At 38.4% G+C, this 17,147-nt stretch carries 19 protein-coding genes and 3 other annotated features (1 of these 22 only partly in view); of the genes, 17 read left to right on the forward strand and 2 right to left on the reverse strand.

Features of this window, described 5'->3' with window-relative positions; translation table 11 throughout:
• Positions 1 to 50: 50 nt before the first annotated feature.
• The 14 genes from ytaF to AC1FXP_RS09080 all read left to right on the forward strand — a co-directional run bounded on the left by ytaF (position 51) and on the right by AC1FXP_RS09080 (position 13,567).
• Positions 51 to 686: a sporulation membrane protein YtaF gene (gene ytaF / locus AC1FXP_RS09015; protein WP_480060515.1), complete on the forward strand. Its 636-nt coding sequence runs from the start codon at positions 51 to 53 to the stop codon at positions 684 to 686.
• A 76-nt stretch (positions 687 to 762) separates the two neighbouring features.
• A complete protein-coding gene (gene coaE, locus AC1FXP_RS09020; protein ID WP_480060517.1) occupies positions 763 to 1,356 on the forward strand; it encodes a dephospho-CoA kinase in 594 nt (197 codons plus the stop codon).
• 201 nt (positions 1,357 to 1,557) lie between these two features.
• Positions 1,558 to 2,592 (forward strand): glyceraldehyde-3-phosphate dehydrogenase, encoded by a 1,035-nt coding sequence (locus AC1FXP_RS09025; RefSeq protein WP_480060519.1) that lies wholly within the window; start codon positions 1,558 to 1,560, stop codon positions 2,590 to 2,592.
• A 564-nt stretch (positions 2,593 to 3,156) separates the two neighbouring features.
• Positions 3,157 to 3,615: a transcriptional regulator NrdR gene (nrdR, locus tag AC1FXP_RS09030; RefSeq protein WP_480060521.1), complete on the forward strand. Its 459-nt coding sequence runs from the start codon at positions 3,157 to 3,159 to the stop codon at positions 3,613 to 3,615.
• 72 nt (positions 3,616 to 3,687) lie between these two features.
• On the forward strand, positions 3,688 to 5,142 hold the full coding sequence (locus AC1FXP_RS09035; protein ID WP_480060523.1) for a replication initiation and membrane attachment family protein: 1,455 nt from the start codon (positions 3,688 to 3,690) through the stop codon (positions 5,140 to 5,142).
• Between the two features lie 3 nt (positions 5,143 to 5,145).
• Positions 5,146 to 6,072 carry a primosomal protein DnaI gene (gene dnaI, locus AC1FXP_RS09040; protein WP_480060525.1) on the forward strand — a complete coding sequence of 309 codons (927 nt, stop codon included), beginning with the start codon at positions 5,146 to 5,148 and terminating at the stop codon, positions 6,070 to 6,072.
• A 95-nt stretch (positions 6,073 to 6,167) separates the two neighbouring features.
• Entirely contained in the window at positions 6,168 to 7,280 is a 1,113-nt protein-coding gene (mqnC, locus tag AC1FXP_RS09045; RefSeq protein WP_480060527.1) for a cyclic dehypoxanthinyl futalosine synthase, read from the forward strand.
• A 297-nt stretch (positions 7,281 to 7,577) separates the two neighbouring features.
• Positions 7,578 to 8,438: a putative sporulation protein YtxC gene (gene ytxC / locus AC1FXP_RS09050; protein ID WP_480060529.1), complete on the forward strand. Its 861-nt coding sequence runs from the start codon at positions 7,578 to 7,580 to the stop codon at positions 8,436 to 8,438.
• A 97-nt stretch (positions 8,439 to 8,535) separates the two neighbouring features.
• Positions 8,536 to 8,780 (forward strand) — a binding site (T-box leader).
• Positions 8,781 to 8,836: 56 nt separating this feature from the next.
• Positions 8,837 to 10,768: a threonine--tRNA ligase gene (gene thrS, locus AC1FXP_RS09055; protein WP_480060531.1), complete on the forward strand. Its 1,932-nt coding sequence runs from the start codon at positions 8,837 to 8,839 to the stop codon at positions 10,766 to 10,768.
• Positions 10,769 to 11,203: 435 nt separating this feature from the next.
• Positions 11,204 to 11,326 (forward strand) — a sequence feature (ribosomal protein L20 leader region).
• 90 nt (positions 11,327 to 11,416) lie between these two features.
• Positions 11,417 to 11,920, forward strand: coding sequence for a translation initiation factor IF-3 (gene infC / locus AC1FXP_RS09060; protein ID WP_480060533.1), 504 nt, complete (start codon positions 11,417 to 11,419; stop codon positions 11,918 to 11,920).
• A gap of 36 nt (positions 11,921 to 11,956) precedes the next feature.
• Positions 11,957 to 12,157 carry a 50S ribosomal protein L35 gene (gene rpmI / locus AC1FXP_RS09065; RefSeq protein ID WP_034627113.1) on the forward strand — a complete coding sequence of 67 codons (201 nt, stop codon included), beginning with the start codon at positions 11,957 to 11,959 and terminating at the stop codon, positions 12,155 to 12,157.
• 35 nt (positions 12,158 to 12,192) lie between these two features.
• Positions 12,193 to 12,552 (forward strand): 50S ribosomal protein L20, encoded by a 360-nt coding sequence (rplT, locus tag AC1FXP_RS09070; protein WP_034627110.1) that lies wholly within the window; start codon positions 12,193 to 12,195, stop codon positions 12,550 to 12,552.
• 147 nt (positions 12,553 to 12,699) lie between these two features.
• Positions 12,700 to 12,969: a DUF1294 domain-containing protein gene (locus AC1FXP_RS09075; RefSeq protein ID WP_480060535.1), complete on the forward strand. Its 270-nt coding sequence runs from the start codon at positions 12,700 to 12,702 to the stop codon at positions 12,967 to 12,969.
• 22 nt (positions 12,970 to 12,991) lie between these two features.
• Entirely contained in the window at positions 12,992 to 13,567 is a 576-nt protein-coding gene (locus tag AC1FXP_RS09080) for a TVP38/TMEM64 family protein (protein WP_480060537.1), read from the forward strand.
• A 66-nt stretch (positions 13,568 to 13,633) separates the two neighbouring features.
• Here AC1FXP_RS09080 and AC1FXP_RS09085 read toward each other — a convergent pair whose 3' ends face one another.
• Positions 13,634 to 14,014 (reverse strand): sigma-w pathway protein ysdB, encoded by a 381-nt coding sequence (locus AC1FXP_RS09085; RefSeq protein ID WP_480060539.1) that lies wholly within the window; start codon positions 14,012 to 14,014, stop codon positions 13,634 to 13,636.
• Positions 14,015 to 14,178: 164 nt separating this feature from the next.
• Between AC1FXP_RS09085 and AC1FXP_RS09090 the strand changes: the two genes are divergently transcribed.
• Together AC1FXP_RS09090 and AC1FXP_RS09095 are read left to right on the forward strand one after the other, a co-directional pair.
• Positions 14,179 to 14,667, forward strand: coding sequence for a dUTP diphosphatase (locus AC1FXP_RS09090; RefSeq protein WP_480060541.1), 489 nt, complete (start codon positions 14,179 to 14,181; stop codon positions 14,665 to 14,667).
• Between the two features lie 86 nt (positions 14,668 to 14,753).
• Positions 14,754 to 15,839, forward strand: coding sequence for a M42 family metallopeptidase (locus AC1FXP_RS09095; protein ID WP_480060542.1), 1,086 nt, complete (start codon positions 14,754 to 14,756; stop codon positions 15,837 to 15,839).
• A gap of 98 nt (positions 15,840 to 15,937) precedes the next feature.
• Here AC1FXP_RS09095 and sspI read toward each other — a convergent pair whose 3' ends face one another.
• The gene (gene sspI / locus AC1FXP_RS09100; RefSeq protein WP_480060544.1) at positions 15,938 to 16,144 is read right to left on the reverse strand and encodes a small acid-soluble spore protein SspI; all 207 of its coding nucleotides are present in this window, start codon (positions 16,142 to 16,144) and stop codon (positions 15,938 to 15,940) included.
• A 126-nt stretch (positions 16,145 to 16,270) separates the two neighbouring features.
• Between sspI and AC1FXP_RS09105 the strand changes: the two genes are divergently transcribed.
• The gene (locus tag AC1FXP_RS09105) at positions 16,271 to 17,026 is read left to right on the forward strand and encodes a TrmH family RNA methyltransferase (RefSeq protein ID WP_480060546.1); all 756 of its coding nucleotides are present in this window, start codon (positions 16,271 to 16,273) and stop codon (positions 17,024 to 17,026) included.
• A 59-nt stretch (positions 17,027 to 17,085) separates the two neighbouring features.
• Positions 17,086 to 17,147: a binding site (T-box leader), on the forward strand (it continues 169 nt past the right edge of the window).

Below are 17,147 nucleotides of genomic sequence, written 5' to 3' on the forward strand. Positions count from 1 at the left end.
GGCTCTTGCCATATACTATCGTATGTTTTAAATGGAAGGGGCTTATCAATATGGTTGAGATTCTCTCCTTATTAGCTATTGCTCTGGCTGTAAGTCTTGACAGCTTTGGAGTTGGTTTAACATATGGACTCCGGAAAATGAAGTTGCCTTGGAAGTCACTCCTTTTTATCGCGGGTTGTTCAGCAACCTCCATTTTGATCGCCATGTTTTTTGGGACAGTGATACAGACTTATTTGTCCCCCCGCGTTGCTGAATCGATCGGTGGAGCTATTCTCATTTTGATTGGTGCTTGGGCATTGTACCAAGTATACAGACCCGCTACAAATACGGTGAAGACAAAAGGTGACGAAGTAATACTTAATTTCGAAATAAAAGTATTAGGTGTAGTCATCCGTATTTTACGTAAGCCAATGGTAGCAGACTTCGACAATTCGGGGACCATTACAGGAAGAGAGGCATTGCTGCTTGGGATTGCTCTTTCTCTAGATGCATTTGGTGCCGGAATAGGAGCTGCTTTAATTGGTTTTTCACCAGTTTGGATGGCAATTGCTGTAGCAACAATGAGTGCTTTATTTGTTACATTGGGTATGAAAAGCGGCAATCGTTTTGCTGACTCTGTCTGGATGAAAAAATTCTCATTTATCCCTGGTCTTTTACTTATTTTAATTGGGGTATTCAGCCTATAGGAGTTTAATATCAACTGATACGTTCGCTCTAAAATGTATCTTTTTGGAGCGAACGAGTATGAAGGAGAGTTGGCGAATGTTAATAGGGTTAACTGGGGGGATTGCTAGCGGGAAGTCAACTGTAAGTGCGATCATACAGTCAAAAGGCATCCCTGTCATTGACGCAGATCAAATTTCGCGTGAAGTTGTAGAGCCTGGAACGGAGGCTCTACAATTAATTAGCGAGCATTTTGGACAAAGTGTTATAAATGAAGACGGTACGTTGGCTAGAAAGAAGCTGGGGGAAATTATATTTGAGCATCCAGAAGAACGGAAAATATTGAATCAAATTGTTCATCCAGCTGTAAGGAATCGTATGAATGAATTAAAGGAGAGGTATGTTGAAGAAGGTGAAAAAACCATTGTATTCGATATCCCACTTTTATTTGAAAGCGACTTGTTTCATTTAGTGGATAAAGTATTGCTTGTCTATGTTGATGAAGAGACTCAGCTTAAGAGGCTGATGGAACGAGATATGGCTGGAGAAAAGGGTGCTAAACTTAGGATTGCTTCACAAATGCCATTACAAAAAAAGCGAGAACGAGCAGATGCTATCATTGATAATTCCTTTACTGTGGAAGAAACAAGACGGCAATTAGAGAAGATTTTAGACGAATGGACAGTGTCATGAATAAGGCTGTCACAAAGGTTAAAGAAGGGCACATCAAAAGGAAAATCACCCTTTTTCAGTGCCCTCAAAGAATGGACCTTTGTGACAGCCTTTTTTTATTTTTTATTATTTTAATAATGTCCCTTTATGTTTTAATATGTTATACTAATTGTAAGAAAAATAGCGTTGAGTATAACCTTATTATAAGGAGGAGTTATTCTAATGAAGAAGAAAGTGGCGATAAATGGTTTTGGTCGTATAGGGAGAATGGTATTTAGAAAGGCAATGAATGAGAAAAAAGTAGAGGTTGTAGCGATAAATGCTAGTTACCCTGCGGAAACGTTAGCTCATTTAATAAAGTATGACACGATTCATGGTAAATATAACTTATCAGTAGAAGCAAAAGAAAATGCATTAGTAGTAGATGGAAAAGAGATAAGACTTCTGCAATCGCGTGATCCAAGAGATCTTCCTTGGGCAAAGCTAGGAGTTGATATTGTTATTGAGGCAACAGGGAAGTTTAAAACACAAGAAACAGCTGGTTATCATTTAGAAGCAGGAGCGAAAAAAGTGTTAATTACAGCCCCAGGAAAAGATGAAGATATCACCATCGTAATGGGTGTAAATGAACGTGATTACATCAATGAAGAACACCATATTATTTCTAATGCATCATGTACGACAAATTGCTTGGCTCCGGTTGCCAAAGTTCTTGATGAAGAGTTTGGAATTGAAAGCGGGCTTATGACAACAGTTCATGCTTATACAAATGACCAGAAGAATATCGACAACCCGCATAAAGATTTAAGAAGGGCTAGAGCGTGCGGGCAATCAATTATTCCAACATCGACAGGAGCAGCAAAAGCACTCGCTAAGGTTCTTCCTCAATTAGAAGGAAAATTAAATGGAATGGCGTTACGTGTGCCTACACCAAACGTTTCACTTGTCGATTTAGTCGTAAATGTAAAGAGGGATGTAACAGTTGAGGAAGTAAATCATGCACTTGAAACCGCTTCTAAAAACTCATTAAAAGGAATTTTAGGATTTACAAATGATCCACTTGTTTCTGTAGACTTTAATGGGGATGAGCAATCATCTATTATTGATGGATTATCAACAATGGTTATGAATGACAGACAAATAAAAGTCCTTGCTTGGTATGATAATGAGTGGGGATATTCATGCCGCGTCGTTGATTTAATGAATCTTGTTGCACAAAAATTAAATGAAACAAGTCAAATTCACTCAGCTTCGTAAATATTAGCTAAAGAGGTACCTTGAGAGGGGGTTCTAACCTGATTAAGGTATCTTTTTTGTGCTTTTTTACTTGAAGATAAATGATAGCAGGATGTTTTGCTCACTCCTTTTATCCAAATGGAATGGAATAGTGTTTATCTTTTGTGATACCAAAAAAAATTGTTGTTCATCACAGTTTGATTGCTGATGTTCAAGGGGAGCAAAAGAAAGTGGATCTTTAATTCTTTCCTAAATATAGGGAATCATAAATTTTTACATGAACTGTTGCATTTAAATTGGAAAAAAAGTATGCTGTTTTTCTGTGAACTGCAATTACAGCATAAAGAGGTTGACTCAAAAATGAAGCTTTCTAATCCTTGGTTCTTAACTGTTATGTTAACTAACTAGGTTTAGATGTTAACTAGAGTCAACCTCTTTTTAGTATTTTACTTTCGTATCTGTCTTTGTGTTATGATATACCTATGTAATAAGAGTTCTTGTCAGATTTCTACTTTTTCTATATCATAAAATAAAGATACTTTAACTCAAACGACTGAGTACGATACGGAAAGTGGAGATGATTAAATGCTATGTCCTGCTTGTCATCACAATGGAACTCGGGTACTGGATTCAAGGCCAAGTCATGAAGGACGGTCCATTCGTCGTCGAAGAGAATGTGAGGAATGTAGTCATCGGTTTACGACGTTTGAAATGGTCGAGGAAATTCCGCTGATTGTCGTAAAAAAAGATGGAACACGACAAGAGTTTTCCCGAGAGAAGATTTTAAGGGGATTAATACGAGCTTGTGAAAAGCGACCTGTTTCATTGGATACTCTTGAAAAAATTGTTAATGGTGTAGAAAGAGAACTTAGAGGCTTTGGGAAAAATGAAGTAAACAGTCATGACGTAGGTGAACTTGTCATGGAAAGACTCGCAGATATTGATGATGTTGCCTATGTTCGATTTGCTTCGGTTTACCGTCAATTTAAGGATATTAATGTATTTATAAAGGAACTAACAGAGTTAATGAATAAGAGTGAATAATAGAGCTTAAGCGTAATCGCTACAAGCTCTTTTTACGTGAGGAGCTCTTTGTATGTTTTTGGGGGTGAGAGAATGACATGGCATTGGAAAGAATTATTGCCAGTTGATCGATTTTCTGTGCGGACAAGCAATTTTATAACAGAGATGGACAAACTTACACTAACATTGCTATATCAACCACTAACCGGTGCTTTAGCTCATAGCCTATACTTGACATTGCTATCACAATTAGAGAAGGATCAGTATCGGAGCAATGAGTTGACGCACAGACAATTGATGATGTTATTAGGTGTCTCACTCGAAGTTATATACGAAGAACGAAAGAAGCTTGAAGGAATTGGCCTATTAAAAACCTATAAGCGTAAGGATGAGGATGGCGGGGCAACGTATTTATATGAGTTACAGCCTCCTATGACGCCGAAACAATTTTTTGAAAATGATGTGTTAAGCGTCTATCTCTTTAATCGGCTTGGTAAATCGCATTATCGTACGCTTCGGGATCGTTTTACATTAGATAAGATTGACCACGATCAATATACGGAAATGACCTATGCGTTTGATGAAGTATTTGTCTCATTGCATCACTCTGAAATGGTCTCAAATCTTCAATCTGAGACTGGCAATGCTTTGAAAATGGAAAAAGGTAAAGAACTCCTCTCTATAAATGATCAAAACGAAATGATTTTCACTCAATTTGACTTTGATTTACTGGAAAAAAGTTTATCGACTTTTCTTGTGCCAGAAGAGATTTTAACTAGTGAAGTGAGAAAAACGATTAGTAGGCTAGCCTTCGTTTATAAAATTGAACCGCTTGAAATGAGTAGTATCGTACAGCAAGCCCTTCTTCATGATGAGAAATTAGACTTGCTTGAGCTAAGGAAAAAGGCACAAGAATGGTACAAAGTTGAACATGGCAATGAACCACCGGGAATAGGCATGCAAAAGCAGCCGATGAATCAACAAACGATGGCAGGGAAAGAGCCACAGACAGAAGAAGAACGAGCCATAAAGTTTTATGAAACGACATCTCCATTGGAACTCCTTGAAATTCGTTCCGACGGTGGGAAAGTAGCAGCTGCTGATGTGAAAATTATTGAATCGTTAATTCTGGACCACCAGTTGCTCCCTGGAGTAGCTAATGTTCTACTGGATTTCATGTTATATAGTCACGATATGAAGTTGTCTAAAGCACTAATTGATAAAGTAGCTGGTCATTGGTCTAGAAAGAAAGTTAAAAATGTAAAAGAAGCCATGCAACTTGCCTTATTAGAGCAACGAAAAGCAAATGAGGCGAGTTCTCAGAAAATGACTCAGGCTCAAGCTAAGAACCGAAGCGGTCAACGAAAACAACCGAAAAAGCGAGATAAACTACCTAAATGGTTGGTTGCAGATAAAGAAAAGCAAGAACAATCGACCACGGAGTCAAAAGCAAATGAGAAACCCAATCGCAAAAATGAAGATGAACAGAGTTTTGAACAAATGCTAGAGAAATTAAGAAAAAGCCAAACACAGAAAGGAGGGAAATAAGGTATGGAATCTATTCAATCGGCTTTAAAACAATGGACGAAAGACAAGAACTTGGAACAAAGATTAGAGAATGCTAGGAAATCATTACTTGCTGATCCATTTGTGAAAAATGCGCTCGAGAAAATCCCGGCTACCGATGATGCTATCGACCAAGGCTTAATTAAGCTTTATGAGTTTAAAAATGAACGTTATAACTGTGAGAATTGTCCGGGTTTAGCAGCCTGTCCTAATATGATGCAAGGCTATCAACCAGAAATTATTTTTGCGCGTAAAGCGATCGATTTGGAGTATCATTCTTGTTCTTTAAAGAAACAAGCAGAAAGTGCAAAGAAACAACGTCAACTAATGAAATCACTTTATGTTCCAAAAGATATATTAACTGCGACATTCGATGAACTAGATCTTGATCGAGATCGAGCAGAGGCGAGCCGAAAAGCATTAGAGTTTGTTGTAAATGCAAGACCAGGTGAAGATGGACAAGGTCTTTATTTTTACGGACGTTTTGGTGTAGGAAAAACTCATCTTATGGGTGCTATAGCAAATGAACTTCGGGAAAGGGAAATTGAGTCATTTATTGTTTATACGCCAGACTTCTTTCGTGAAATGAAACAATCAATTGGAGATGGTACGTTCCAAGAGAAGCTAGATATGGTGAAAAGAGCTCAAGTACTTATTCTTGATGATATTGGAGCAGAAACAATCTCGGGATGGATTCGAGATGATGTGTTGGGGGCGATTTTGCAGCATCGAATGCTTGAAAATTTACCTACATTATTCACCTCGAATTATGACTACGATGAACTTGAGGAGCATTTAGCCTACTCTGAGCGTGGTGGAATTGAAGAATTAAAAGCAAAACGAATTATGGAAAGAGTCAAGCACTTTACGACATTTGTAAGGGTTGAAGGAGCGAATCGTCGTGCTAGATAATGAAGTTTCTTCCAATAGCTGCGTCTTCACTTTGCGCATGGATGTAACTATGGTAGGATAACAGTATCCTATATTGAGAGATTCGGAGGTACAACATGAGCATTGATGCTATATTAGAACGTGCCGTGAATGGTGAAAGATTGTCGATGGAAGATGTGGTTGCTCTTTATGAGAGTGATGAAGTCGAAAAAATGGGAGAGGCTGCCAATCAAATTATGTTGAAATGGCACCCAGAACCAGTGACAACTTTTGTAATTGGACGCAATGTTAATTATACAAATTTTTGTGATACGTATTGTCGTTTTTGTGCTTTTTATCGTGCTCCAGGGCATAAAGAAGGATATGTTCTTGAAGATGAAGAAATTTTCAAGAAGATACAAGAAACGCTAGATGTTGATGGGACAGAAATCCTCATGCAAGGTGGCACGAATCCTGATCTGACACTTAGTTATTATACTGACCTATTACGTGAGATTAAAAGACGTTATCCGACTATTTGGATGCATTCTTTTTCACCTGCAGAGATTTGGAAGATTGCTGAAGTATCAGATTTGTCGGTTGAGGATGTTTTACGTGAGTTACACGAAGCTGGGCTAGACAGTATGCCGGGCGGTGGGGCTGAAATCTTAACAGAGGAAACTCGTCTGCGTGTTAGTCGATTGAAGATTACGTCGGAGCAATGGATTGAGGCAATGAAAGCTTCAAAGCGTGTCGGTATGCACGGCTCAGCTACGATGGTTATTGGGTTTGGTGAATCGTTTGAAGAGCGTGCTTTACATCTTCAACGAATTCGCGATGCGCAAGATGAAACCGAATGTTTCACAGCCTTTATTTCGTGGTTATTCCAACCGGAGAATACAGGAATGTATAAAACGAAAAAGCTAACCTCGCGCGACTATTTAAAAAATGTTGCGATCTCAAGACTTTTTCTAGATAACATTCCAAACTTCCAATCATCTTGGGTAACGATGGGACCGGAGGTAGGAAAGTTGTCACTTCAATACGGTTGTAATGATTTTGGAAGTACAATGATGGAAGAAAATGTTGTTTCTGCAGCAGGGACGACTCATAAAGTAAATACAAATGAAATTCTTCGATTAATTCGCGAAGCTGGGAAAATTCCAGCCCAACGTGATACAAAATACAATGTTTTACGTGTGTTTGATGATAAGGAAACAGCAGCAAAAGATTTTATTATGCAAAACTAAAGAGAGAGGAGTAACAAAGGCCACTGAAAAAGGTGTGGTTTTTTACCTTTTTCAATGGCCTTGAGTAACATCTTTCTTTAGTTAGCATTGCTTATAAGGACCGACCATTGTGTCAGGTTCTTTTTTGTCGTTTAGATGAGCATCTTAAGTTATTCGTTTTAATACTCCTTCATATGAAAATGCAATTTCTAATCATGTTTTTCTAATCTCAACATAGGATGAAAGTAGAGCCTGTCTGAAGACGAAAAAGATGATGTTCACATAGAGGTGTTCGTTATATGTAAGGGGGAGTAAGCGTTGATAGCAATCCATTTTGAAGAAAGCTATGATTGCAAGCAGCTGTATAGTCAGCTGACAGCGTATATCCAAAAGTACGCTGAGTACGGCTTAGGTGGAGCTGTGAGAGCAGAAGGTGAAGATACGATTATTCTCAACTATGAACACAAACATATCGATTTTTATGATTCGTTCCATCCTCTGCTAGCTTCTGTGTTAACCGATTATGTCATTAGTACAAAGGAAGATGAGTGGCTATTAGATATCATTGAAACAATGTTCTACTTTCATGATGAGGAGGAACAGGAACAAATCCTCACAATTGCTCGATCGATTCTAGAAGGTGATCGCAACGATCTCCCACAGATGAAAACGTTTTTTAATCGAAGAGAGTTTATTTATCAAGCATTCTCTAATCATTTGGAAGAGGATACGACTTTTTATTATGAACCATTTCTTACATTTCGATTAAGAGAATATGGGGAAATCTTAATTGACTGTGTGGAGATGGCTATTGATGAGTATATGCTTGAGCAAGAATACCAAAATATGATTGAAGACTACCGGCAGTTCGTCCAATTCAAGCGTCCGAAGTTAGAGATGGTTTACATTGTTCATGATGAAACATTCACGTTCTATGATGAACATTTTCGTAGAATGACACGAGAAGAATTGCTGTTCCATCTTCAGGACGATCTAGTTTTTGAACAAGAGGTAGATATAGAAGATATGGTTATTAGTCCTTTAGTAAGCATGGTGCCAAGACTTGTTCATGTATTCTCAGATGATCCTGACCATGGAGTGATTTTATCAATTCAAGCAATTTTTCAGGAACGTATGAAGCTTTATCCGTTAAAAGCATATGATAAAGAATGGAGTTAACTTTTGAAAATAAAATAGAGCGGTTGCGCTATTTTTTGATTGCCACTTGATTTTCTAAACAAGGCTCCCTATAATACTACATATCACAGTCTAACATGTAAGAGTCTTGATGAGGACATGAGGCGTTGTATCGGTTTTCAGAGAGGGAAGCATTTGCTGAGAGCTTCCTAACTAGAATAACGTTCTTACCACCTCTGAACTGCGGCAGGGAAACACACAAGTGGAATATCTGGCGCCGGTAACAACCGTTATTTTGTATCTTGAGGAGATTGATTTTGTTTTCTTGTGAAAATAAGACGATCTCGAACAAGGGTGGAACCACGAACTACACTCGTCCCTTCTATATGGAGGGATGGGTGTTTTTTTATTTTATTTAGATTAAGAAGGAGTGGACAAGAATGGCCGATGTTAAGATTACGTTTCCAGATGGTGCAGTCAAGGAGTTTCCAAGTGGAACGACGACAGAAGATATTGCAGCGTCGATTAGTCCGGGGTTAAAAAAGAAGGCAATTGCCGGAAAATTGAATGATACATTACTTGATTTACGTATGCCAATTACGGAAGATGGGGAAATTGCCATTGTGACACCTGATTCTGAAGAGGCGCTTGAAATCGTTCGTCATAGTACAGCTCATGTAATGGCTCAAGCGATCAAACGTCTATACAAAAACGTGAAGTTAGGTGTAGGCCCTGTTATTGAAGGTGGCTTCTATTATGATATCGATTCAGAAGAGTCACTGACGCCTGAAGATCTTCCGAAGATTGAAAAGGAAATGAAGCGTATTATCTCAGAAAACCTTGAAGTGAAACGAATCGAAGTAACACGCGAAGAAGCAATTCAAAAATATAAAGAAATCGGTGATGAGTACAAATTAGAGCTTATTGAAGCGATTCCTGAAGGGGAAATGCTTACGATTTATGAGCAAGGTGAATTTTATGACCTTTGTCGTGGGGTACACATCCCATCAACAAATAAAATTAAAGAATTCAAGCTATTAAGCTTAGCTGGTGCTTACTGGCGTGGAGATAGCAAAAATAAAATGCTTCAACGTATTTATGGCACAGCATTTTTTAACAAAGAAGATTTAAAAGAACATCTTCGCTTACTTGAAGAAGCAAAAGAGCGTGATCATCGTAAGCTAGGCAAGGAGCTAGGAATCTTTGCGTTATCACAAAAAGTAGGACAAGGTTTACCGCTTTGGTTACCAAAAGGAGCAACTGTTCGTCGAATCATTGAACGTTACATCGTGGATAAAGAAGAACGACTTGGTTATCAGCACGTCTATACACCTATTTTAGGAAGCTCTGAACTGTACAAAACATCTGGACATTGGGACCATTATAAAGATGATATGTTCCCAGTTATGGAACGCGATAATGAAGAGTTTGTCTTGCGCCCGATGAACTGCCCTCATCATATGATGGTGTACAAGCAGGAGATGAGAAGTTATCGACAACTTCCGCTACGTATTGCTGAACTTGGTATGATGCATCGTTATGAAATGTCTGGTGCCGTTTCAGGACTTCAACGTGTTCGTGGAATGACGTTAAATGATGCACACATCTTCTGTCGTCCTGATCAAATTAAAGATGAATTTCTACGAGTTGTCCGACTCATTCAAGAAGTTTACAAAGACTTCGGTATTGAAAAGTATAAATTCCGTCTCTCTTATCGTGACCCTGAAGATACAGAAAAGTATTTTGATGATGATGAGATGTGGAATAAAGCACAAAGCATGCTAAAGGATGCGATGAATGAGCTTGAAGGAATTGAGTACTTTGAAGCAGAGGGAGAAGCGGCATTCTATGGTCCGAAGCTTGATGTTCAAGTGAAAACAGCACTTGGAAAAGAAGAAACGTTGTCAACGGTTCAGCTAGACTTCTTATTACCTGAACGTTTTGATTTAACTTATGTTGGAGAAGATGGACAACAACACCGTCCAGTCGTTGTTCACCGTGGAGTTGTATCAACAATGGAGCGCTTTGTTGCCTTCTTACTTGAAGAGTACAAAGGGGCATTTCCGACTTGGTTAGCTCCGATTCAAACGCAAATTATTCCTGTTTCAAATGATGTGCACCTTGAATACGCGAAGAAAGTACAAGAAGAGCTTCAAGCAGTAGGAGTTCGAGTGGAAATTGATGAGCGCGATGAAAAGCTTGGGTACAAGATCCGTGAAGCACAAATGCAAAAGATCCCATATATGCTTGTACTAGGCGATAAGGAAATGGAAGCAAAAGCTGTGAACATCCGTAAATACGGAGAACAAGATTCGGCATCTGTTGCTTTAGAAGAGTTTGTAGAGCAGATGAAGCTAGAGGCGAGGAAGTAATAAAGAGAATAAATAAAAGGGAAAATCGTCCTTTTATCTTTAAGAGTGTGAAGAAGTTTTGCAATGGCTCCGCGCGCCCTAAGCCTTTTGAGAAACCCAATCAAAAGGCTTAGAAGATAACGGCGGCTGCGCTCATCGCTTCGAGAATATTATAAAAGGGAAAATCGTCCTTTTATCTTTAAGAGTGTGAACAAGTTGGCGATGGCTCCGCTCACCGTGCGCCTTTTAGGAGAAGACCGCTCCTGAAAGGCTTAAAAGATTACGGTGGCTGCGCTCATCGCTTCGAGAATATTATAAAAGGGAAAATCGTCCTTTTATAATATTCTCTTGCATTCTTTTAATTCAGAAGGTAGAATGATTAAGTCGGCCACCAAAGAGTTGACGTGATTCGATGGTTATGGTATAGTCATTGAGTAAACAATTTAACATTAGAAACAAAGCAAGCAGAAGCGCCCGCTTCTCACCTGATTGACGCGTAAGCAGTTTACAGGTATGGACAGTTTCATTTCTACGAATGGACGAAGTGTGGGCGTATTGCGCCTACACTTTTTTTGTACTTGAATGAAGGTGCATTGGATCACAATATCCATGCAAACCTTGCTTTGATTCGTTAAAATCCTTTGGAGGTGGCTCATTATTAGTAAAGACATGTTGGTCAATGAAGGGATTCGTGCACGTGAAGTACGTCTTATTGGAGCAAACGGTGATCAAGTTGGTGTGAAAACGAAACAAGAAGCACTAGATATGGCGCAGAATGTTAATCTTGATCTAGTTTGTGTAGCTCCAAATGCGAAACCACCTGTATGTCGCATCATGGACTACGGAAAATTCCGTTATGAGCAACAAAAGAAAGACAAAGAAGCGCGTAAGAAACAAAAGATTATCAACGTGAAAGAGGTTCGTTTGAGCCCGACAATTGAAGATAATGACTTTAATACGAAGCTTCGTAATGCTCGAAAATTCCTTGAAAAAGGAGATAAAGTAAAAGCAGCGATCCGTTTCCGTGGACGTGCCATTACTCATTCTCAAATCGGACGGAAAGTATTAGAACGTCTTGCAAAAGATTGTGAAGATATTGCAACAGTTGAATCAATGCCTAAGATGGAAGGACGCAGTATGTTCTTAATCATGGCCCCTAAAACTGAAAAGTAATTCTTTGCTGAACAAGATTAAGGGAGGACCTGAGTTATGCCAAAAATGAAAACTCACCGTGGAGCAGCTAAGCGTTTCAAAAAGACTGGATCTGGGAAGCTTAAGCGTTCACACGCATTCACTAGTCACTTATTCGGTAACAAGTCACAAAAGCAAAAGCGTAAACTACGCAAAGCTGGAATGGTTCATTCTGGTGACTTCAAACGTATTCGTGAAATGTTAACGTACAAAAAATAATTGATTTCGTTTTTTAGAAAAAGGAGGGAACTTCGATGCCAAGAGTAAAAGGCGGTTATGTCGCTCGTCGTCGTCGTAAAAAGGTATTAAAGTTAGCTAAAGGATATTACGGTTCTAAACATACATTATTTAAATCAGCGCAAGGACAGGTAATGAAGTCTTTACTTTATGCTTACCGCGATCGTCGCAACAAGAAACGCGACTTCCGTAAGCTATGGATTACTCGTATCAATGCAGCTGCTCGTATGAACGGTCTTTCTTACAGCCGTTTCATGCACGGTTTAAAGCTTGCTGATATCAATGTTAACCGTAAAATGCTTGCTGAACTTGCTGTAACTGACGAAAAGTCATTTGCACAACTTGCTGAAAAAGCAAAAGCAAGTCTTAATGCATAATATTAGAAAAAAGCGCGGCTTTTTGGCCGCGTTTTTTTTATTTGTCAAAAAGGGTCTAGTTTTAGGGGGACGGAAATATATAGTGTTCTAGAGACAAAAGAAAGATTATCTTTTTCTTTTGTTTCTAGAAGACGGGAGGATCTATATATGTTGATAGGCATTTATTTCATTATCGCTAATTTACTAGCATTTGTTATAATGGGGTTGGACAAGGCAAGAGCAAAACGTCGTCAACGAAGAGTACCTGAAAAGACTTTGTTTCTGTTAGCGCTAGTAGGAGGAAGTATTGGTATTTATGCAGGTATGAAGAAGTTTCGGCATAAAACAAGGCACAAAAGCTTTACTCTGGCGATTCCATTAATGATTATGATCCAATTTACCGTACTTGTCTTCATCTTACTGAAGGTCTCGACATAGACTAGAGAGAGGGGGACTAATAATGGAGGAGTTTTTAGAACGTTCATTTCAGGTAATAGAACAAAGTGGTTGGTTTGCTCCGCTATTTTTCGTCTTACTTCATGTCTTTAGACAAGTATTTTTTATTCCTGTCTTGCTCATTTGTCTACTTGGTGGCTATCTATTTGGGACGGTTTATGGGTCCATCTATTCAATATTGGGGCTTACGGCAGTAAGTGTTGTCTTTTATGGTCTAATTCATATTTTTCCTAGCATGCGAGAGAAACTGACGAAATTGAAAAAAAGATTTTTAAAAGAGAAGCATCAGTTAACAGTTGTCCAAATGATGATTATGAGGTTGATGCCATTTATTCATTTTCATTTAGTTTCATTGTATTTGATTGAATCAACAAAGAATCTAAAAGAATATACGAAATATTCTTTTTTTGTAAGTATACCACCGGCAGTGGTCTATACGGCCTTTGGGGATATGATTCATGAACTGCCTTTAGCTGGTACGGTAGTCTTTGCTACATTTTTAGCGATTTTGTTTTTATTTTTTCGTAAGAAGCGAACGAATATTAAATGGGATGACTTCTTCTCAATGTCTAAGCAATAAGAGTGAAATAGTATGAAACGTCATAAAAAAGAGGTAGAGCAATGGCTCTTCACCTCTTTTAGTCATTTATTTTCGAAGTAGTTCTTTAATAGGACTTTTCCATTCAACTTTAGCATTTGGGTAACGTAAATGAATATCATCTGCAATAAATTGAAAGTCTTCTTTACTAAATCCCGTTAGCTGGTCCGTTTGCTTTGCCCAAACATAAATAGAGATAATTTCAAAGGAATGCTCTGTCGTTCCGAGATATTTTTCCCCTTCAAACATAACACCTTTGTAAGTGATTAGAAAATTTTTACGAACATCTTTATCGTCGTCATAAAAGAAAAATTGCTTTCGATCATGAGCTTGTTCTAGCTTCCTGCGTGGATGTAATAAGTACTTAAACGCACTATAAGCAAGTACACATAAAGCGATTAACAACAACAAGCGGAATAAAATTACCATAAATAGTCTCCTCCTTATGAGGTACAAATCATCGGAATGTATTTTGATTTTGACATAGGTTTATTAATAAAGTAAAGCACCTATTATGTTATACGAATCACTTGGACTTTGGTTACGTGTTTTTTAAAAAGATTGTTATAATCAAAATGATAGGAGGATTGTCTATGGAAATACAGAAATTATTTGCCATTCAAAAAGAGCTTAACGACCGAATTGTTCAAGAGCATCACCTGACGGAACGTGATTTATTTAAGGAACAACTGCTAGCATTGATCGTTGAAATCGCAGAACTAGCCAATGAAACAAGGTGCTTTAAATACTGGAGCCGAAAGTCATCCTCGGAACGCTCAGTAATTTTAGAAGAATATGTAGACGGGTTACACTTTGTTTTGACACTAGGGTTAATATTAAACCTTACTTCGGTTACGGTGAAAAAATTTAATCAACAACGACAAAGCGTTACCGATCAATTTCTTCTTATTATGAATCAAGCACACGAACTAGATGCTGACCGGACACAAGAAAAGTTTCAACAACTTGTAGATGGATTTTTTACATTAGGTCAACAGCTTGGTTTTTCAAATGAAGAAATAGAAAAAGCTTATCTAGTGAAGAATAAAGTAAATCATGAAAGACAAGATAGCGGGTACTAGCAGTCTTGTTTTAATAGATTCATTTGAGTAGCGAAATTGTTTTCTATATACTGAAAATATAGTTGATTCTTAGGAGGTTATACATAATGACAAATCTTGATGAACGTTTAAAAATGTTAAAGGATTTAACAGATGCAAATGGAGTTCCAGGAAATGAGCGTGAAGCTCGAGAGGTAATGAAAAAATACATTAGTCCATTTGCTGATGAGGTAACAACAGATAAACTTGGAAGTCTTGTGGCGAAGAAAACAGGGAATGTCGAAGGGCCAAAAATTATGGTTGCAGGGCATCTTGATGAGATTGGCTTCATGGTGACTAGTATTGATGAGAAAGGATTTCTCCGCTTTCAAACAGTCGGTGGCTGGTGGGAACAAGTTATGCTAGCTCAACGTGTTACAATTATGACAAATAAAGGAAATGTCCCAGGAGTAATTGGCTCAAAACCTCCTCATATTCTAGCTCCTGAAGCAAGAAAGAAACCAGTTGATAAAAAAGATATGTTTATTGATATCGGTGCAACAAGCAAAGAGGAAGCGTTGGAATTTGGAGTACGACCTGGTGATTCAGTCGTTCCGGTTTGCGAATTTACTGTCATGAAAAATGAAAAGCTATTAATGGCTAAAGCATGGGATAACCGTATTGGGTGTGCTATTGCAATTGATGTCCTCCGTGGTCTACAAGGAGAGAACCATCCGAATACTGTGTATGGTGTAGGTACCGTACAAGAAGAAGTTGGCCTTCGTGGTGCTCGTACATCAGCACACTTAATCCAACCTGATATTGGTTTTGGTGTGGATGTAGGGATAGCTGGAGATACACCAGGAGTAACAGAAAAAGAAGCGTTAGCGAAGATGGGAGATGGCCCTCAAATCGTCTTGTATGATGCATCGATGATTTCTCACAAAGGCTTACGTGACTTTGTGACAGATACAGCAGATGAGCACAATATCCCATATCAATTCGACGTAATGGCTGGCGGTGGTACCGATTCAGGAGCGATTCACTTAACAGCAAATGGTGTTCCAGCTTTATCCATTACAGTAGCAACCCGTTATATACACACACATGCTGCCATCTTACATCGTGATGACTACGAAAATGCAGTGAAGTTGATCGTTGAGGTTATTAAAAAGCTTGATAAAGATACAGTCGAGAAAATAACGTTCTCATAAGGTCCGTTTTTTGACCTTTGATCGACATTTAAACAAACGTTTGATTAAAACAACAAAATGGTGCTCAAAGCAAGCTTGAGCACCATTTTGTTCTGATCTTACTGCAATCCTTGGCTAATTTGTTGACAAACTTCGTCTTTTTGTTGCTCGCTTGCATTTTTCCAGAATACTTCCATCATCACACCTAAACCTGGAAGCATTTTTTCTTCGCCCCGTTGAACAGCGTCAACAATGACTGCTTCTACTTCTTCATTTGAATTTCCTTGGATGTTTGCCATAATCGCACCACGTAAATTAAAGCTCATATTTCAGCACTCCTTTAAGTAAATAGTATTAAATCTATTTGTAGTATGTACAGAGTGGACTGGATTATGACGAAAAAAATGGGTATGATGGATGAAATGAGAAAGAAGTTGTAAAAGGAGTAGAGAATGAAGCGAATTGATTCAGTAAAAAATGACCATGTAAAACGCTGGAAGAAGCTACATACGAAAAAAGGAAGAGAGACAGCAGGCCGTTTTCTCGTCGAAGGATATCACCTCGTCGAGGAAGCTATTAAAGCTGACATGGCTGTAGAATACATATTAATGACAGAGGAGGCAGTTCTTCCTTCATCGTTATCGATACAAGATCAGGACGTAATCATCGTAGGCGACCAAATAATGAAAGAACTATCGGAGACAGAAACGCCCCAAGGGATTGCTGCTGTTTGTGTCATTCCCACTGAACCTAACGTGGACAAATTAAAGGGACAATACTTATTGTTAGATCGAATTCAAGATCCTGGAAACCTTGGCACGATGATCCGAACAGCTGATGCTGCTGGATTGACGGGAGTGATTCTTGGAGAAGGAAGTGTGGATCTTTTTAATAGCAAAGTGATACGTGCCACTCAAGGCTCAATTTTTCATCTTCCTGTCATCAAAGGAAATTTAGAAAAATGGATTGATGCATTTAAAGAATCATCAATTCCGGTTTTTGGGACAGCATTAAATGAGGCAAGCTCATATTCTGCTATAGAACCTCAACCTCACTTTGCGCTCATTATGGGAAACGAGGGAGAGGGTGTTGCCCAACCTTTATTAGAAAAAACAGACCAAAACATCTATATTCCGATTCATGGTCAAGCAGAGTCTTTAAATGTTTCAGTAGCTGCAGGCATCTTGCTGTATTATTTAAAGGGATAATGGCAAAGATGGTTGCATGAAGAAATTATATTCACTATAATAAATAAATCAATATATTTTTAAATGCTAAGAAAGAGAGTAGTACGTTTTTAACCACCATTCAGGGAGAAAATGCCTTAGA

It is taken from the genome of Halalkalibacter sp. HAAS-P013, assembly GCF_056619925.1.